This is a genomic window from Acidovorax sp. Root568 (assembly GCF_001427445.1).
Lineage (GTDB): Bacteria > Pseudomonadota > Gammaproteobacteria > Burkholderiales > Burkholderiaceae_C > Acidovorax > Acidovorax delafieldii.
Map to the genome: position 1 here is coordinate 1 of NZ_LMGP01000019.1, position 17,443 is coordinate 17,443.

14 protein-coding genes are annotated in these 17,443 nt (G+C 65.5%); 6 read left to right on the top strand and 8 right to left on the bottom strand.

Annotated elements, in window-relative coordinates:
• Positions 1–372 precede the first annotated feature (372 nt).
• The 5 genes from ASD75_RS20800 to ASD75_RS20815 all read right to left on the bottom strand — a co-directional run bounded on the left by ASD75_RS20800 (position 373) and on the right by ASD75_RS20815 (position 5,645).
• Positions 373–1,140 carry a class II glutamine amidotransferase gene (locus ASD75_RS20800; RefSeq protein ID WP_056065199.1) on the bottom strand — a complete coding sequence of 256 codons (768 nt, stop codon included), beginning with the start codon at positions 1,138–1,140 and terminating at the stop codon, positions 373–375.
• 91 nt (positions 1,141–1,231) lie between these two features.
• Positions 1,232–2,689: a DHA2 family efflux MFS transporter permease subunit gene (locus tag ASD75_RS20805; RefSeq protein ID WP_056747776.1), complete on the bottom strand. Its 1,458-nt coding sequence runs from the start codon at positions 2,687–2,689 to the stop codon at positions 1,232–1,234.
• 56 nt (positions 2,690–2,745) lie between these two features.
• Positions 2,746–2,937, bottom strand: coding sequence for a 4-oxalocrotonate tautomerase (locus ASD75_RS20810; RefSeq protein WP_015016108.1), 192 nt, complete (start codon positions 2,935–2,937; stop codon positions 2,746–2,748).
• Positions 2,938–2,980: 43 nt separating this feature from the next.
• Entirely contained in the window at positions 2,981–3,232 is a 252-nt protein-coding gene (locus tag ASD75_RS23540) for a cysteine-rich CWC family protein (protein WP_082565119.1), read from the bottom strand.
• A gap of 202 nt (positions 3,233–3,434) precedes the next feature.
• Complete coding sequence (locus ASD75_RS20815) at positions 3,435–5,645, bottom strand: malate synthase G (RefSeq protein WP_056747778.1); 2,211 nt, start codon at positions 5,643–5,645, stop codon at positions 3,435–3,437.
• A gap of 230 nt (positions 5,646–5,875) precedes the next feature.
• Between ASD75_RS20815 and ASD75_RS20820 the strand changes: the two genes are divergently transcribed.
• The 3 genes from ASD75_RS20820 (at position 5,876) to ASD75_RS20830 (ending at position 9,566) form a co-directional block, all read left to right on the top strand.
• A complete protein-coding gene (locus tag ASD75_RS20820; RefSeq protein WP_056747779.1) occupies positions 5,876–7,801 on the top strand; it encodes an acyl CoA:acetate/3-ketoacid CoA transferase in 1,926 nt (641 codons plus the stop codon).
• Between the two features lie 151 nt (positions 7,802–7,952).
• Entirely contained in the window at positions 7,953–8,888 is a 936-nt protein-coding gene (locus ASD75_RS20825; protein WP_015016104.1) for a LysR family transcriptional regulator, read from the top strand.
• A 30-nt stretch (positions 8,889–8,918) separates the two neighbouring features.
• A complete protein-coding gene (locus tag ASD75_RS20830) occupies positions 8,919–9,566 on the top strand; it encodes a response regulator transcription factor (protein WP_056747781.1) in 648 nt (215 codons plus the stop codon).
• A gap of 147 nt (positions 9,567–9,713) precedes the next feature.
• Here the strand turns inward: ASD75_RS20830 and ASD75_RS20835 are convergent, their stop codons facing one another.
• Entirely contained in the window at positions 9,714–12,389 is a 2,676-nt protein-coding gene (locus tag ASD75_RS20835) for a PAS-domain containing protein (RefSeq protein WP_056747782.1), read from the bottom strand.
• A gap of 242 nt (positions 12,390–12,631) precedes the next feature.
• On the opposite strand from ASD75_RS20835, the gene ASD75_RS20840 reads away from it, so the two are divergent.
• A complete protein-coding gene (locus tag ASD75_RS20840) occupies positions 12,632–14,002 on the top strand; it encodes a dicarboxylate/amino acid:cation symporter (protein WP_056747783.1) in 1,371 nt (456 codons plus the stop codon).
• A 172-nt stretch (positions 14,003–14,174) separates the two neighbouring features.
• Entirely contained in the window at positions 14,175–14,621 is a 447-nt protein-coding gene (locus tag ASD75_RS20845) for a DUF2214 family protein (RefSeq protein ID WP_056065213.1), read from the top strand.
• Between the two features lie 97 nt (positions 14,622–14,718).
• Here the strand turns inward: ASD75_RS20845 and ASD75_RS20850 are convergent, their stop codons facing one another.
• Both ASD75_RS20850 and ASD75_RS20855 read right to left on the bottom strand, forming a co-directional pair.
• Positions 14,719–15,012: a PsiF family protein gene (locus ASD75_RS20850; protein ID WP_056065216.1), complete on the bottom strand. Its 294-nt coding sequence runs from the start codon at positions 15,010–15,012 to the stop codon at positions 14,719–14,721.
• A gap of 84 nt (positions 15,013–15,096) precedes the next feature.
• Complete coding sequence (locus tag ASD75_RS20855; protein ID WP_056748063.1) at positions 15,097–15,621, bottom strand: hypothetical protein; 525 nt, start codon at positions 15,619–15,621, stop codon at positions 15,097–15,099.
• A 110-nt stretch (positions 15,622–15,731) separates the two neighbouring features.
• Here ASD75_RS20855 and argS point away from each other — a divergent pair, with 110 nt between their 5' ends.
• Positions 15,732–17,441, top strand: a complete 1,710-nt coding sequence (gene argS, locus ASD75_RS20860; protein ID WP_056747784.1) for an arginine--tRNA ligase — start codon at positions 15,732–15,734, stop codon at positions 17,439–17,441.
• Positions 17,442–17,443 lie beyond the last annotated feature (2 nt).

Sequence of the window (17,443 nt, forward strand, 5' to 3'; positions counted from 1 at the left end):
CGCCGATGATAGTGCGGGTTCCCGTGTGAAAGTAGGTCATCGTCAGGCTCTTACAGCCCAGAAAACCCCAGTCAGATATGACTGGGGTTTTTTGCTTTGAGAAGACATCGAAATGCGCCAGGGGCTGTAGGCTGGTCAACGCTTGTGGTACCGCAGTTCGCAGGGGTTGCACCGGACTTACCGGGCCGCCAGACGCACGAAGCCCCTCATCTACGCAGTCCGCACAGCTCCAGATCTAACTGTCAGAATGGGCCCACTCGCTTCAATCGATACGGCATGAGCTGATCGGTAGAACCTCGCGAGAACCAAAGTGCACCCGTTCCGCGCGTCCCCATATTCACAGCCTCTCTCAGCGGCGATATATCGTATGCGTCAGATAGGCAGCCGTCGGCCTTGTTCGAACACCAGCAGTTCACCTTTGCCGAACGCCGTCCACGTTTCGTTGGTCGTGAGGGGGCTGGTCACGATCACTGCCACCTGATCGTTCACGCCAGTCTCCTTCGAAAAATCCAGCTGGAGGTCTTCGTCACTCAGCTGCGCAGCGCCGAAGGGATGGCGGCGCTCTATGTAGTGCAGATGGGTAGAGGCGTGTGCCCACAACGCCTGTCCATTGGAAAGAAGGAAATTGAATGTGCCGTGGGGCGCTATGCGGGCAGCGAGTTCCTTGAGCGTTAGCGTCAGCTCTGGAACAGAAGGCACGCTGGCGTGCGATTTGGCCAACTCTTGCATGATCCAGCAAAACGCATGCTCGCTGTCGGTATCGCCCACGGGGCGGAAATGCGAATGCAGGCGAGGGCGGAAGTCTTTCAGATCTCCGTTGTGGGCAAAGACCCAGTAGCGGCCCCACAGCTCACGCACGAACGGATGGCAGTTCTGCAGGCTCACCATGCCTTGGGTGGCCTTGCGGATATGGGCGATGACGTTCCGGCTCTTGATGGGGTAACGGCGAATGAGTTCGGCCACTGGTGAATCCACAGCCGCCAGATGGTCCACGAAGTGCCGAAGCCCCTTGTCCTCAAAAAACGCGATGCCCCAGCCGTCGGTATGGTGGTCTGTCTTCCCGCCGCGTTGCGCAAAGCCCGTGAAGCTGAAGGTCACATCGGTGGGCACATTGCAATTCATGCCGAGGAGTTGGCACATGGCGAAGGTTCCGTTTCTTTGATTGCTTGAAAGGCTTGGGTGCTCAATGCGCGCATCCGCCTCCAAGCATCAGGACAAGGTATGCCTGCTGTCAATCTGCCCGCGCCTCGCGCAGCTGCCAGGCGGCCACCAGCGCCAGCCCGCACAGAAAAGTCAGCATCAAAAAGGTTTCACCGAATGCTGCGATGCGCGCCGGGTTGCTTGCTCCGGCCGTCAACGAGGCACCATGTGCGCCGAGTCGCCATTCGAGCACGATGCCGCACAGGCTGACCCCGGCTGCGCCGCCCAGCATGCGCAAGAAGCCAATGGCGCTGGAGCCCTGAGAAATGAGCGACTTGTCCAGCGGGCGCATGGAGCCCAGATTCAGCGAAGGCAGAATGAAGCCGAGTCCGATGCGTCCCAGGATCGCAAAAGCGACGAGCATCCACAGAGACGAGCCAAGGCCCACAAACACCATCAGCCCGAACGACAGGGCCAGCAAACCGAGCCCGGTGCTGACCAACAAATGGGTGGGCTGGCGGTCCGCCAATCGACCCACCATGGCGATGGTGGCGGCCAGAACGAACCCTGCCGGCAGCATGAGGGTGCCCACGTGCGATGCCGACAGCTCCAGCCCCAGTTGCATGAACACCGGCAACAGGTAGGTAGAGCCGAACAAGGCGGTGCCGTAGATGAATGCCACCACACTGCCCATGGCGAACTGCCGGTATTGGAAGAGGCGCAGGTCCATGAGCGGCTTGCGCCCGGTGCGCAGCAGCCTGCGCTGCCAGGCAATGAAACAGGCGACGGCCACCACCGCACCCACCAGCAAGCCCACCGCCTCGACGTGAGAGCCGCCATGCAGCGACACCAGGCCGTTCAGCAGGCACAGCGTTCCCACCGAGCCCAGCAGAAGTCCCCGCCAGTCCAGCGCTTGGCCCTGCCGATTGGCCTCAACCCCTCCAGGGGCGGTGACCGGTACAAACTTGTACGCCAGCCAGATGGAGGCCAGGCAGAGTGGCACCACCATGAAAAAAATGGAGCGCCAGCCAAACCAATCCACCAGCAAACCGCCCATGCTCGGACCGATGGCCGGCGCCAGCACGACGCCCATGCCGAAGATGCCGCTGGCGCGCCCCTGCTCGTGGGGCTGGAAGGCATACAGGATGATGACGGCCGGGATGGGCTGCACCACACCCGCTGCCAGCCCCTCGGCGACGCGTGCTGCCAGCACCAGGCCAAAATCGCGCGCCAGGCCGCCCCCCACACCGCCAATGAGCAGCAGCAACATCGCGCCCACATAGGTCGCGCGGTAACCGTACCGCGACAAGAGCCAGGGGGTGGTGAGCATGGACACGGTGGTGGCCACCATGAACCCGGAAGTGACCCACTGGGCGCGCTCCTGGCCCAGTGCAAAGTAGTGGCTCATGTCCGGTATCGCCACGTTGACGATGGTGGAGGACATGATGGAGGCCATGGTGCCGACCATCACGGACAGCAACAGCAGCCACCTGTAGCGCTCGCCATAGCGTTCGCGCAATACGGCCAGAGACCCCGAGGCGGTGCTCATCAAGCGACCAAATGCTGAGGCAATACCACGGGGTCAATGATGACGGGGCGCATCACTCAGGACGTGCGCTCCAGCCACAACTTGCCGCCCGTGGCCCAGTTCTCGCGCTTCACATCGGTGATCAGGATGTCCACCGACTCGGGCGAGCCGCCCAGGATCTCGACGGATACGCGGGTGATCTCTTCCACCAGCTTCTTCTTTTGCTCGACCGTGCGGCCTTCCATCATTTCGATGTGGTACGTGGGCATGTCTTGTTCCTTCGCGCGCTGTGAAGACAGCGAAAAGCCCAAATCATATCGGCGAAGGCGGGTGGCCTGCGGCGGAGGGTTGCTGTGCGTCTGGCGCCGGCGCGCCGCAAGCCGCGCAGATACAGACCTTGCCGCGTGCCTCCTGCGGCAAAGCGGCCAAGGCCGCAGGGTCGATGGTCTGCGTCATGCACCAGCAGCTTTCTCCTGGGAGACCCGCCGCGATAGCGCACTGATTGGGCTGCCCGCACAGCGGGCAGACAGACGGAACGGGGTGGGTAGGTGGTGCTGCAGGCATAGGAGTGAACGCGTGGACGTCGGTGCCAGTGTACGGCGCAGCTTGCCCCAAACGCGGTCGCCGCCTCTCACACAACTGAACAAGGTGAGCCGGAGTACTGCCTGAAAGAAAAATAGCTGCTAGTGCAAATGTTGATTGCGCTAGCAGCTATCAAAAGTAGAGCGGGCAGCGCCATGAATATGGCACTGCCTGCAGTCGGGAATCAGGCCGCTTGCGCTGCCTTCAGCTTCAGGCGCCAGGCGTGCAGCAGTGGCTCGGTGTAGCCGCTGGGCTGTTCCATGCCCTTGAAGACCAGGTCACACGCTGCCTTGTAGGCCATGCTGGTGGCAAAGTGTCCGGCCATGGGCTGATACAGCGGGTCACCCGCGTTTTGCTGGTCCACCACGGCAGCCATGCGCTCAAAGGTCTCGCGCACCTGGGCTTCCGTCACCACGCCATGGTGCAGCCAGTTGGCCATGTGCTGGCTGCTGATGCGCAGCGTGGCGCGGTCTTCCATCAGGCCCACGTTGTGGATGTCAGGCACCTTGGAGCAGCCCACGCCCTGGTCCACCCAGCGCACCACGTAGCCCAGAATGCCCTGGGCGTTGTTGTCCAGCTCCTGCTGCTTCTCGGCGTCGCTCCAGTTCGGTGCGGCGGCCACGGGCACGGTGAGCAGGCCGGTCAGCAGGTTGTCGCGCTCGGCGTTCACATCGGTTTTTTCCAGCTCGATCTGGATGTCGCTCACCTTCACCTGGTGGTAGTGCAGCGCGTGCAGCGTGGCGCCCGTGGGGCTGGGCACCCAGGCAGTGTTGGCACCGGCCTTGGGGTGGGCGATCTTCTGCTTGAGCATCTCGGCCATCAGGTCGGGCATGGCCCACATGCCCTTGCCGATCTGCGCCTTGCCGCGCAGGCCACAGGAGAGGCCCACCAGCACATTGTTCTTCTCGTACGACTGGATCCAGGCGCTGGTCTTCATGTCGCCCTTGCGCACCATGGGGCCAGCGAGCATGGCGGTGTGCATCTCGTCGCCCGTGCGGTCGAGGAAGCCAGTATTGATGAACGCCACGCGGCTCGATGCAGCGGCAATGCAGGCCTTGAGGTTGACGGACGTGCGGCGCTCTTCGTCCATGATGCCCAGCTTGACGGTGCTGTCGGGCAGGCCCAGCAGCTTCTCTACGCGGCCGAAGAGTTCAGCGGCAAAGCCGACTTCGGCGGGGCCGTGCATCTTGGGCTTGACGATGTAGACGCTGCCCTTGCGGGAGTTGCGGATGCCGTTTTGTCCATGGCCCTGCAGGTCGTGCAGTGCAATCGCCGTGGTCACCACCGCATCCATGATGCCTTCGGGGATTTCGCGCACGGCACCTTGTGCGTCCTTCCACAGGATGGCCGGGTTGGTCATCAGGTGGCCCACATTGCGCAGGAACATCAGCGAGCGGCCATGCAGGCGTACTTCGCCGCCTTGGGGGGCCGTGTAAACACGGTCAGGGTTCAGCCCGCGCGTGAAGGTCTTGCCGCCCTTGGCGACCTGCTCGGTCAGCGTGGCCTGGATGATGCCCAGCCAGTTGCTGTAGCCCAGCACCTTGTCTTCGGCGTCCACGGCGGCCACGGAGTCTTCCAGGTCCAGGATGGTGGACAGGGCCGCTTCCAGCACCAGGTCGCTCACGCCTGCGGCATCGGACTGGCCGATGGGCGTGCTGCGGTCGATCTGGATATCGAGGTGCAGGCCGTTGTGCTGCAGCAGCACCGACGACGGCGCGGCGGCATTGCCCTGGTAGCCCTTGAACTGCGATGCGTCCTTCAGGCCCGTGGTGTTGCCGTTGGCCAGTGACACGACCAGCTGGCCGCCTTCCACCTTGTAGCCCGTCGAATCCTTGTGCGAGCCTGCAGCCAAAGGCGCCGTGTCATCCAGCACTTGGCGCGCAAACGCGATCACCTTGGCGCCGCGCACGGGGTTGTAGCCCTTGCCCTTTTCGGCGCCGTCAGTCTCGGGGATCGCATCCGTGCCATACAGCGCGTCATACAGGCTGCCCCAGCGCGCGTTGGCGGCGTTGAGTGCATAACGTGCGTTCAGGATGGGCACCACCAGCTGCGGGCCGGCCTGCGTGGCCAGCTCGTCGTCCACGTTGGTGGTGGTGGCCTTCACGTCGGCAGGCTGGGGCACCAGGTAGCCGATCTTTTCGAGAAAGCCGCGGTAGGCCACCATGTTCTGGATGGGGCCGGGGTTGGCCTTGTGCCAGGTGTCCAGCTCGGTCTGCAGGCGGTCGCGCTCAGCCAGCAGGGCGATGTTGCGCGGGCCCAGGTCGGCCACGATGGCGTCAAAACCTTTCCAGAAGGCGGCGGCGTCCACCCCCGTGCCGGGCAGCACCTTGTCTTCGACAAAGCGGTACAGGGAAGTGGCCACTTGCAGGCCGTGGACTTGGGTGCGTTCGGTCATGGGGTGCCTCAAGAAGAGTGGTGAAAACGGAGATCAATGAAAAACGGTGCCCGCAACAGCAGGCCATGGACAGACTGTATTGCAAATGTTTGCCCACATAAATACGCTGAAAATCTCTAAACCAGTGACTTTTACGCAAAACTGGTGACAGTCCGTAGTCACCCTGAATGGTGCTTTCGCCCGTTACCCACTACGCTGCGCGCACAACAAACCCACCGGGAGACAAACCCATGCAGGCACCCCTGGACGCCAGCGCGCTCAACGCGGCCCACAAGAACAAGATCGTGAGCGCCGCCGATGCCGTGCAGCTCATCCACGATGGCGACACCGTGGCCACGGGCGGCTTTGTGGGCATCGGCTTTGCCGAGAGCATTGCCGTGGCGCTGGCCCAGCGCTGGGAAACGACCCAAACCCCGCGCGACCTCACGCTCGTCTACGCCGCAGGCCAGGGCGACGGCAAGCAGCGGGGCCTCAACCACCTGGGCCACGCCGGCCTGCTCAAGCGCGTGATCGGCGGGCACTGGAGCCTGGTGCCCCGCATCCAGAAGCTCGCGGTGGACAACCAGATCGAGGCCTGGAACCTGCCCCAGGGCGTGATCACGCATTTGTTCCGCGACATCGCTGCGGGCAAGCCCGGCACGCTCACGCGCGTGGGCCTGGACACCTTTGTGGACCCGCGCCACGGCGGCGGCAAGCTCAACGCGCGCACCACCGAAGACCTGGTGCGCATCCTGCCCATCGACGGGCAGGACTACCTGTTCTACAAGGCCTTTCCGATCCACGTGGGCATCATCCGCGCGACCACGGCCGACGCCGACGGCAACCTCACCATGGAGCGCGAGGCGCTCACGCTCGAAGCGCTGGCCATCGCCATGGCCGCGCGCAACTCGGGCGGCGTGGTCATCGCCCAGGTCGAGCGCATCGCCGAGCGCGGCACGCTCAACCCCCGGCAGGTGAAGGTGCCCGGCGTGCTGGTGGACGCCGTGGTGCTGGCCACCGAGCCCGCGCACCACCACCAGACCTTTGCCGAGCCCTACAGCGCCGCCTTTGCCGGTGAGCTGCGTGTGCCCGTGGACACCCTGGAGGCGATGCCACTCACCGAGCGCAAGATCATCGCCCGCCGCGCAGCGCTGGAGCTGCGCCCGCACCAAGTAGTGAACTTAGGGATAGGCATGCCCGAGGGCGTGGCCAACGTAGCGGCTGAGGAGCGCATCATCGACCTCGTCACGCTCACGGCCGAGCCCGGCGTGATCGGCGGCATCCCGGCGGGTGGCCTGAACTTTGGCGCGGCCGTGAACCCGCAGGCCATCATCGACCAACCCAACCAGTTCGACTTCTACGACGGCGGTGGTCTCGACATCGCCATCCTGGGCCTCGCGCAGGCCGACCAGCACGGCAACCTCAACGTGAGCAAGTTCGGGCCGCGCCTGGCGGGTGCGGGTGGCTTCATCAACATCAGCCAGAACGCTAAGACCGTGGTGTTTGTCGGCACCTTCACGGCAGGCGCGCTGCAGGTCGAAGCGGTGGACGGCCACCTGCACATCCTGCATGAGGGCGGTGCGCGCAAGCTGGTGCGTGAGGTCGAGCACCGCACCTTCAGCGGCGCCGAAGCCCTGCGGCGCGGCCAGCGCGTGTTGTATGTGACCGAGCGCTGCGTGTTCCGCCTGGTGCCCTCGGGCGAGGTGGATGGCGGCGGTGCGCTGGAGCTGATCGAGTTGGCGCCCGGCATCGACCTGCAGCGCGATGTGCTGGCCCACATGGCATTCACGCCGCGCATCAGCCCCGGCCTGCAGACCATGGACCTGCGCCTGTTCGAGCCCAGCCCGCTGGGCCTGCGCGAGCAGTTGCTCAACCGCCCGCTGGTGCAGCGCTTTGAGCTGGACGCCGCGCGCCAGCTGCTGCACATCGACTTCTCGGGGCTGCAGATCAACACCGCCAGCACCATAGCCGCCATCGAGCAGGAGGTGCGCCGCCTGCTCGCCCCGCTCGCCGCACAGGGCGAGCGCGTGGGCGTGATCGTGAACTACGACCACTTCACCATCGCCCCCGACCTGGCCGACGCCTACACCGCCATGGTGCAGGGCCTCACGCGCGACCTCTACACCGAGGTCAAGCGCTATGGCACCGTGGGGTTCCTCAAGTCGCGCCTGGTGTGAAGTGGGGGTGATGCTGGTTCACTATCATTTATGTAGCTGCTCAAGCATATTCCACTAGCGCATGCGGCCTTTTTGGCTTTGAAACCGATCACAGGCCGTGCCCAAGTCCGTCACCAGGCCCTTCGCCGCTTTATCCCCATAATCAGCGCCCATGGACAAACTCAAGGCCTTCGAATCGTTTGTGTCGGTGGCAACACGCGGCAGCCTCACCGCTGCGGCCAAGGCCGAGGGCGTGGCGCCAGCCATCATGGGGCGGCGGCTCGATGCGCTGGAAGAACACCTGGGCGTGAAGCTGCTGGTGCGCACCACGCGCCGCATCAGCCTCACGCATGAGGGCAGTGCGTTTCTGGAAGACTGCCAGCGCCTGTTGTCCGACGTGGCCAATGCCGAGGCCAGCGTGTCCGAAGGGGGCGTCAAGGCCACGGGCCATTTGCGCATCACCGCACCGGCCGGCTTTGGCCGCCGCCATGTGGCGCCGCTGGTGCCGCGTTTTCGCACGGCGCACCCGGATGTGACGATCTCGCTCAACCTCAGCGACCGCGTGGTGGACTTGGCGGGCGAGGGCTATGACTGCGCCGTGCGCGTGGGCGACCTGCCCGACTCGTCGCTGGTGAGCGTGCGGATTGCCGACAACCGCCGCCTGTGCGTGGCCACACCCGCCTACCTGCAGCGCCACGGCACGCCGCGCCACCCCAGCGAGCTGGTGCAGCACGACTGCCTCACGCTGTCGAGCGAGGCGTCGCAAACACGCGGCTGGGCGTTCCGCATGCCGGTCGAAGGCGGTGGCACCGAGGTCATCCACCTCAAGCCCGGCGGCCCGCTCGATTGCTCGGACGGGCAGGTGCTGCACGATTGGTGCCTGGCGGGCTACGGCATTGCCTGGCGCAGCACCTGGGAGGTGGAGGCCGAGATCGCCGCCGGGCGCCTGGTGGAGGTGCTGCACGATTTTGCGGCGCCGCCCAACGGCATCTATGTGGTGTTTCCGCAGCGCAAGCACATGCCGCTGCGGGTGCGGCTGTGGATCGAACACCTCAAGCACCAGTACGCGCAGCCCGCGTTCTGGAAAGGCCCGCAGGCCGGCGGTTGATAGCCCCCGTGGCAGACTGCACAACACTCCATGTCCACCGCGCCCACACTCCTCGTTGCTGACGACCACCCGCTGTTCCGTGCGGCTGTGCTGCACGTGCTGCGCGAGCGGCTGCCGCAGTTTCGCACGCTGGAGGCGGCCAGCGCCGCCACGCTGGGCCAGGCGCTGCAGGACCACCCCGAGGTCGAGCTGGTGCTGCTGGACCTGAGCATGCCCGGTACGCGCGGCTTCTCGGCCCTGTTGCATGTGCGCGGCGAATACCCCGAGCTGCCCGTGGTCATCATCTCGTCCAACGACCACCCCCGCGTCATCCGGCGCGCCCAGCAGTTTGGTGCTGCGGGCTTCATCCCCAAGTCCGCGCCCGCCGACGCCATGGGCGACGCCATCCAGGCCGTGCTGGACGGCGGCAGCTGGTTCCCGCCCATGGCGGCCGAGCGCTCCGAGGCCGACGCCGAACTGGCCGCGCGCCTGGCGCAGCTCACGCCCCAGCAGTTCCGCGTGCTGCTCTGCCTGGCCGATGGTTTGCTCAACAAGCAGATCGCGGCCACGCTGGGTCTGGCCGAGAACACCGTCAAGGTGCATGTCACCGCCATCCTGAAAAAGCTGGAGTGCTACAGCCGCACGCAGGCGGCTGTGCTGGTCAAAAGCCTGGAGACGGAAGACGGCGTGTCTTCCTGAGGTGGAGATCTGCATCGAAACGGCCGTTGTCGCTTATTCAACGAGCCCTGGATGCTACTAAAAGCGTAGCGACGAGCGCAGCCTCTCCACCCGGGCGCAGCACCCTGCGCGAGGCGCCGTGCAAAGGCCGCCCCGCCGCGCAGCGGCTCAGGGGGATGCTCCCTGTCTCAGCAGCGTCTGGCTCACCAGTGCCCGCAGCGCGGGGGCGCGCACCGGCTTGGCCAGAAAGCCCCAGCCGCGTTCGGCGGCCTGGCGGCGCAGGGTGGCATCGCGCTCGGCGGTGACCAGGATCACGGCGGGTGTCTGGCCCCAGCGCTGGCACAGCTGCGCGAACACTTCGGGGCCGTGGAGGCCGGCGCCCAGGTGCACGTCCAGCAGCACCAGCTGCGGCGCCTGGCCGGGCTGGGCGGCGGCCAGGGCCTCTGGCGCGCCAGCGGCCAGCGGCACCGTGCACCCCCAGCGCTGCAGCAGGGCCTGCGTGGCGGCGCAGGTAGGGCCGTCGTCATCAATGACCCAGGCGCTGCTGCCTTGCAGGGGGGCGTCGTCGGCGGGTTGTTGCGTGGTGGCGGGGGGCGCAGCTTGCTGCGCGGCGGCAGGGTTGCCCAGCGGCACACACACCCAGAACACGCTGCCGCGCCCCAGTTGCGAGCGCAGGCCAATCTCGTGCCCCAGCAGGCGGCCCAGGCGTTCGACGATGGCCAGGCCCAGGCCTGCGCCCCGGTCGTCGGCGCGGCCTTCGTCCAGGCGGCGGAATTCTTCAAAGATTTCGCGCTGCAATGCCTCGGGGATGCCGGGGCCCTGGTCGTGCACCTCGATGCGCAGGTGGTCGCCCGCCACCCGCTTCACCCGTCTGCAGCCCACCACGATGCGCCCCCGCCGGCTGTAGCGGATGGCGTTGGAAACAAAGTTCTGCAGGATGCGGCGCAGCAGGTTGTCGTCGGTGCGCACCACGGCGCGCGTGGGCACGCAGCGCAGTTGCAGGCCCTGGCTTTCGGCCAGCACGCCAAAGTTGTGGCCCAGCACCTGTAGCAGTGGCCCCAGGGCCACGTCATGGATGTGCACATCGAACTGGCCCGATTCCATGCGCGAGATGTCGAGCAGGCTGTTGAGGATGGCGTCCTGCGCGGCCAGGGCGCCGTCGATGCTGTCCACGGCGTGCCGTTCGGCGTCGCCTGGCAGATGGCTGCGCAGCAGCGAGGTGAACATGCGTGCGGCGTTCAGGGGCTGCAGCAGGTCGTGCACGGCGGCGGCCACAAAGCGGGTTTTGGAGCGGTTGGCCTGCTCGGCCTCGCGCCGCGCGGCGTCCAGGTCGCGGGTGCGGTCGGCCACGCGCTGCTCCAGTGCGTCGGCCAGCGATCGCAGCTCGCGCGCGGCGTTCTTGTAGCTGGTGATGTCGGCGTAGCTGGTCACAAAACCGCCCTCGGGCAACGGGTTGCCCCGGATCTCCAGCACCGTGCCGTCGTCCTTGGCGCTTTCGTGCAGGTGGGGGGTGCCGCTGCGCAGGTGGGCCAGGCGGCGTTCGATGGCTTCTTCCACCGGGCCCGGGCCCAGCAGGCCCCGGCGCGCGTTGTGGCGCATCAGGTCTTCAATGGGGCGGCCCACCTGCATCAGGTCGGCGGGGTAGCGGAACAGCTGCACATAGCGCGAGTTCCACGCCACCAGCTTCAGGTCGGCGTCGATGATGACCACCCCCTGGGGCAGGTGTTCCAGACTGCGGGAGAGGCCCATGTCAGCCTGCTGCGCGGCCTGCACGATGCCGTCCTGCGCGGTGCGCAGCTCCTGCGCGTGTTGTTGCAGCACGGTCTCCAGCTCCTGGCGGCTGCGTTGGCGCAGGCGGGCCAGGCGCTGGCGCTGCCGCACAAACAGCACCAGCAGCGACAGGGCCAGCCAGCCGCCGCCCCCGGCTGCGGCCGCCCAGCGGCTGTCGGCAATGCTGCTGTGGGTGGTGTGCACCAGGTGCAGTTGCCAGGGCGTGCCGGGCAGGGGCTGGGTCAGCCACAGCATGCGGCCGGGCGGGGCGGGCATGTCAGCGGACGGTTGCACGCGCACCAGCCGCCCGCCGTTGTCCAGGCGGTCGTCCACGCGGACGTCGAGCGGGCGCAGCGGCTGGTCGGAGTACTGCCGGGTGGCGTTCAGCTCACGGCGCTCTTCGTCGTCCAGCGGCTCCAGAAGGCGGTAGCGCCAGGCGTCCTGGCTGGCGAGAAAGACCACGCCATGCGCGTCCGACGCGAGCACGATGTCGGGTGTCTGCAGCCATTCGCGCTCCAGCTCCTGCAGCGCAATCTTGATGGCCACCAGCCCCAGGATGTGGCCGCTGTCGTCACGGATGGCCTGCGACAGGAAGTAGCCCGGCTCGCCCGTGGTCACGCCAATGCCGTAGAAGCTGCCGCGCCCCTGGGCCAGCGCCTGCTGCACGTAGGGGCGAAAACTGTAGTCCACGCCCACGTTGCTGGTGGCCGTGCGCCAGTTGCTGGCGGCCACGGCCAGGCCGTCGCGGTCGAGCAGGGTGAGGGTGGAGGACTGGCTGGCGCCGTTGGCCTGCTCCAGCTTGCGGTTGAGCTGCGCTACCTCGTCGGTGCTCAGGGTGCGGCGCAGGGCGTCCTGCAACTGCGCGTCCAGGGCCAGCACCTCGGGCAGAGTGCGGTAGCGGTCGATGCGCTGGGCCAGCGTCTGCCCGTACAGGGCCAGCTGGCGCTGCACGCTCTCGCTTTCGTCCAGCAAGGACCGGTGCCAGGCCCACTGGCCGGCCGCGAACATGCTGGCCGCCGTGCCTGCTAGCAGGATGAGCAGCGTCCAGAACTGGCGAAGGCGGGGCGTGGGCATGGGGATCCAGCGGGGTGGTTGTGCGGCACCAAGGCCAATTGGGCGCGGGTGGGAGTGTGCTGCACCAGGCTGGGGACTAAGTAGTTACCCTGATTTGGTGCACGCGTTCTCCTATGAAGCCGCTCTCGACTAATACCAATAGGTTATCGGCTGAAACAAAGTGCAGCGGTACAAACGGCACCCTTGACGCGCGCCGGAAGCACCCCGGTGGTGCAGACCCGTGACCCCAGGAGAACCGTTCCATGCACAACCATTCCGCTCCCGCAGCCTCGACCTTGAAGCTGCCTTTTTATCGGCAACTGTACTTCCAGGTGGTGTTCGCCATCGTCCTGGGCGTTCTGCTGGGCCATTTCGAGCCGTCCTACGGCGAGGCGCTCAAGCCGCTGGGTGACGCGTTCATCAAGCTGGTCAAGATGATCATCGCTCCGGTGATCTTCCTGACCATCGTGACCGGCATCGCTGGCATGTCGCAGCTCTCCACCGTGGGCCGCGTGTTCGGCAAGGCCATGGCGTACTTCCTGTTCTTCTCCACGCTGGCCCTGGTGGTGGGCCTGGTGGTGGCCAACGTGGTGCAGCCCGGCGCGGGCATGAACATCAATGTGGCCGACCTGGACCAGACGGCTGTGAAGGGCTACGTGGCCAAGTCTCACGAGATGACGCTCACGGGCTTTGCGATGGACATCATCCCCAAGACGCTGGTGAGCCCGTTCGTGGGCGACAACATCCTGCAGGTGCTGCTGGTGGCCGTGCTGTTCGGCATTGGCCTGGCCATGGTGGGTGAGGCAGGCCGTCCGGTGCTGAACTTTCTGGACGCGCTGACGACGCCTGTGTTCAAGGTGGTGGGCATCGTGATGAAGGCCGCGCCCCTGGGTGCGTTTGGTGCCATGGCGTTCACTATTGGCAAGTTTGGCCTGGGCTCACTGGTCAATCTGGCCTGGCTGGTGGGTTCGTTCTACATCACCTCGCTGCTGTTTGTGGTGGTGATCCTGGGCTTTGTGGCGCGCCTGTGTGGCTTCTCGGTGTTCAAGCTGATCCGCTACCTCAAGGCTGAGCTGATGCTGGTGCTGGGCACGTCTTCGTCTGAATCCGCCCTGCCATCGCTGATGGAAAAGATGGAAAAGGCCGGTTGCAGCAAGTCGGTGGTGGGTCTCGTGGTGCCCACGGGCTACTCGTTCAACCTGGACGGCACCAACATCTACATGACGCTGGCCGCGCTGTTCATCGCCCAGGCTACCAACACCGAGCTGACGCTGGGCCACCAGGTGGCGCTGTTGCTGGTGGCGATGCTGTCTTCCAAGGGCGCAGCGGGTGTGACGGGCGCGGGCTTCATCACCCTGGCCGCCACCCTGGCAGTAGTGCCCGAAGTGCCGGTGGCTGGCATGGCGCTGATTTTGGGCGTGGACCGCTTCATGAGCGAATGCCGCTCGCTGACGAACTTCATCGGTAACGCCGTGGCCACGGTGGTTGTCTCCCGCTGGGAAAACGCGCTGGACCAGGAACGCCTGGACGCGGCGATGAATGGCCATCCGCTGCCGCTCGCGGTGTCTGCGGCATCGGCGCCCGTGGTGCCGGCGGATGTGCCTGTGGCCACGGTGGCGCGCACTGTGGCTTGATGGTTGGCACTTGCTGAATCTGCGCTCCCAGCGGCGCGGGCTTTCGGGCCCGCGCCGTTTTTCTTTGAGCGCGTTGAGCCCACGCCATCGCGCACAATGGTGGCCCTGCCGGACGGCACTGTGAGCGCTTGGCGCGGCGCAGTGGCCTCGGGCGCTACAAGGAATCCGCACCATGACCCTCGAAGCCTTCCTGGCTGCCTTTCACCTTCTGGCTATCCTGACCTTTGTGGTTTTTCTGTCCAGCCAGGCGGCGCTGTGCCGTATCGAGTGGCTCAACGCCGCCGTGGTCGAGCGCCTGGCCCGGCTGGATGTGATCTACGGTGTGGCCGGTGCGGTCATGATTGGGAGCGGCGTGGCCCGGTTGATCTGGGGCGTGAAGGGCGCTTCTTGGTACCTGTCGCAGCCCCTTTTTCACATCAAGATCACCCTGGTGCTGGCCATGGTCCTGCTGTCGTTTGTGCCCTCGGCCGCGTTCCGCCGCTGGCGCCAGAACCTGCGCAGCACCGGTGCGCTGCCTCCCGCCGCAGAGGTCGCGCGGGTCCGTCGTCTGGTGATGATCCAGTCGCATGTGCTGCCCGTGGTGGCTGTGATTGCGGTGTTCTGGGCGCGCGGCTGGTAAGCGCAAATACCCCCCAATAAAAAAAGCCCGCCCGGCTTGATGCCGGCGGGCTTTTCTTTGTCTGAGCCGGTGGCGCTGCACCGGGTATGAACTTACTTCACTTCTTCAGGCAATCGCTCATGAAGGCCTTGCGCTCGTCGCCCTTGAGGGTCTTGGCCTTGGCATCGGCGTTGCAGGTTTTCATCTTGTCTTGCTGGGTGGCGGGCTTGTTGCTCAGACAGGTCTTCATGAAGGCTTTGCGCTCGTCGCCCTTCATGTCTCCAGCGTCCTTGTTGCAGGTCGCCATCTTCGATTGCTGTTTGGTAGGGGCCTTGGCGTCTTCGGCGGCGTGGGCACCAAAGCCCAGTGTCAGCGCCAGGCCGAGTGCAGTCAGTGAAAGAAGCTTTTTCATGGAATCTCCTGGTGTGAATGCGTTATGGGGGGTCCCGGTGGCATTGCACCATAGAACATGGCGCGCGACAACGCGGACCCGTCATCACAACCCTGCGCGGGCCCTGGTGGCCGCGGCTGCATGAAAGGCTTTCAGTGCCGTGTGGATCTGCCGGGGGTCGTGCGCCAGGCCACCCAGGGCAAACACCACATCCCCCCGTTGCTGCCAGCGTTTGAGTGCCTTGACGATCACACCCAGTGCGGAGTCTCTGTGGCCGGGGCGCAACTTGACCAGGATCACGCCTTCGTAGTCGTCCAGGTGCACACGTTCCATGGCCTCCCAGGTCACGGTGTGGGGGTCGTCCTGGCGCAGATCGGTGATGCCGGTGGCGTCAATGACCACCGCCGGGTCTTGCTCCCGGTAGGCCTCCAGGGCGGACCGGCCCAGGGTTCCGCCCACACAGAAGGAGACGAATGCGGCACACAGGCAGAGGGCCGTGAGCAGCCGGTCGTTCGATACAGATGCCCAATACAGCGAGAAGGCCAGGCATATCGCCATCAGCAGCACAAAAGGCACCTGAAACACCAGGGTCCAGCGGCGCCGATAGAGCAGGATGGGCTGGGGTTGCACGCGCAATCTCCGGTTGAAAAGGCATTGCGGCCCATTGTGCCTTTTGCTGCGGGATGCCTCCTGGCGGCGCGTCTGGCGCCCTGCTGCTGGCAGACCCGTAAAATCCACCGATGCTCACAGCCAAAAATGAATTGCTCGCTGCGCTCGCAGCCGAGCTGGAAAAACTGTCCCCCGGCGCTGGCGCCAAGGCAGCCTTTGAATCTCCCAAGGTGGCGGCCCATGGCGACTTCGCCTGCACCGCAGCCATGCAACTGGCCAAGCCCCTCAAGCTCAACCCGCGCGCACTGGGGGAACAGCTCAAGACCGCCCTCGAAGCCACGCCCGCCTTTCAGCGCTGGGTGTCCGCCATTGAAATTGCGGGCCCGGGCTTTCTGAACATCCGCCTCCAACCCGCCGCCAAGCAGGAAGTGGTGCGTGAGGTGCTGGCTGCGGGCGAGCGCTTTGGTTATCAAGCCAGCAACGGCCAGCAGGTGCTGGTCGAGTTCGTGTCAGCCAACCCCACGGGCCCGCTGCACGTGGGCCACGGCCGCCAGGCCGCGCTGGGCGATGCGATTTGCAACCTGTTCAGCACCCAGGGCTGGAAGGTGCACCGCGAGTTCTATTACAACGACGCAGGCGTACAGATCGACACGCTGACCAAGAGCACGCAGCTGCGCGCCAAGGGCTTCAAGCCCGGCGACGACTGCTGGCCCACCGACAGCGAGAACCCGCTGGCCAAGAACTTCTACAACGGCGACTACATCGCCGACATCGCCGAGGCCTTCAAGGCCAAGGCCACGGTGAAGGCCGACGACCGCGAGTTCACGGCCAACGGCGATGTGGAGGACTACGACAACATCCGCCAGTTTGCGGTGGCCTACCTGCGCAACGAGCAGGACAAGGACCTGCAGGCCTTCAACCTCCAGTTCGACGAGTACTACCTCGAATCCAGCCTGTACGCCAGCGGCCGCGTTGAGGCCACGGTGAACAAGCTCGTCGCCAACGGCAAGACCTACGAGCAGGACGGTGCGCTGTGGCTCAAGTCCACCGATTACGGCGACGACAAGGACCGCGTCATGCGCAAGCAGGACGGCACCTTCACCTATTTCGTGCCCGACGTGGCGTACCACATTGCCAAGTGGGAGCGCGGCTTCACCAAGGTCGTCAACATCCAGGGCACGGACCACCACGGCACCATCGCCCGCGTGCGCGCCGGCCTTCAGGCGGCCGATGTGGGGATCCCCAAGGGTTACCCCGACTACGTGCTGCACACCATGGTGCGGGTGGTCAAGGGCGGCGAAGAGGTCAAGATCAGCAAGCGTGCCGGCAGCTATGTCACGCTGCGCGATCTGATCGAGTGGACCAGCAAGGATGCGGTGCGCTTCTTCCTGCTCAGCCGCAAGCCCGATACCGAGTACACCTTCGACGTGGACTTGGCCGTGGCACAGAACAACGACAACCCCGTGTACTACGTGCAGTACGCGCATGCCCGCATCCAGTCGGTGCTGCGTGCGTGGCAAGAGGCGGGCGGTGGTGATGTGGCTTCGCTCAAGGATGTGGACCTGTCTGCCCTCGAAGGCCCGCAGGCCCAGGCGCTGATGCTGCAACTGGCCAAGTACCCCGAGATGCTCACCGCCGCCGCCGACGGTGAGGCGCCACACGATGTGACCTTCTACCTGCGCGACCTGGCCGCCAGCTACCACAGCTATTACGATGCCGAGCGCATCCTCGTGGACGACGAGGCTGTGAAGAAGGCGCGCCTGGCGCTGGTCGCTGCCACTGCCCAGGTATTGCACAATGGCCTGGCCGTGCTGGGCGTGTCGGCCCCGGCCAGAATGTAAGC

Excerpts from the sequence above, each read along its gene's own strand:
- ASD75_RS20800 (WP_056065199.1), bottom strand. The coding sequence starts at position 1,140 with ATGTGCCAACTCCTCGGCATGAATTGCAATGTGCCCACCGATGTGACC.
- ASD75_RS20805 (WP_056747776.1), bottom strand. The coding sequence starts at position 2,689 with ATGAGCACCGCCTCGGGGTCTCTGGCCGTATTGCGCGAACGCTATGGC.
- ASD75_RS20810 (WP_015016108.1), bottom strand. The coding sequence starts at position 2,937 with ATGCCCACGTACCACATCGAAATGATGGAAGGCCGCACGGTCGAGCAA.
- ASD75_RS23540 (WP_082565119.1), bottom strand. The coding sequence starts at position 3,232 with ATGCCTGCAGCACCACCTACCCACCCCGTTCCGTCTGTCTGCCCGCTG.
- ASD75_RS20815 (WP_056747778.1), bottom strand. The coding sequence starts at position 5,645 with ATGACCGAACGCACCCAAGTCCACGGCCTGCAAGTGGCCACTTCCCTG.
- ASD75_RS20820 (WP_056747779.1), top strand. The coding sequence starts at position 5,876 with ATGCAGGCACCCCTGGACGCCAGCGCGCTCAACGCGGCCCACAAGAAC.
- ASD75_RS20825 (WP_015016104.1), top strand. The coding sequence starts at position 7,953 with ATGGACAAACTCAAGGCCTTCGAATCGTTTGTGTCGGTGGCAACACGC.
- ASD75_RS20830 (WP_056747781.1), top strand. The coding sequence starts at position 8,919 with ATGTCCACCGCGCCCACACTCCTCGTTGCTGACGACCACCCGCTGTTC.
- ASD75_RS20835 (WP_056747782.1), bottom strand. The coding sequence starts at position 12,389 with ATGCCCACGCCCCGCCTTCGCCAGTTCTGGACGCTGCTCATCCTGCTA.
- ASD75_RS20840 (WP_056747783.1), top strand. The coding sequence starts at position 12,632 with ATGCACAACCATTCCGCTCCCGCAGCCTCGACCTTGAAGCTGCCTTTT.
- ASD75_RS20845 (WP_056065213.1), top strand. The coding sequence starts at position 14,175 with ATGACCCTCGAAGCCTTCCTGGCTGCCTTTCACCTTCTGGCTATCCTG.
- ASD75_RS20850 (WP_056065216.1), bottom strand. The coding sequence starts at position 15,012 with ATGAAAAAGCTTCTTTCACTGACTGCACTCGGCCTGGCGCTGACACTG.
- argS (WP_056747784.1), top strand. The coding sequence starts at position 15,732 with ATGCTCACAGCCAAAAATGAATTGCTCGCTGCGCTCGCAGCCGAGCTG.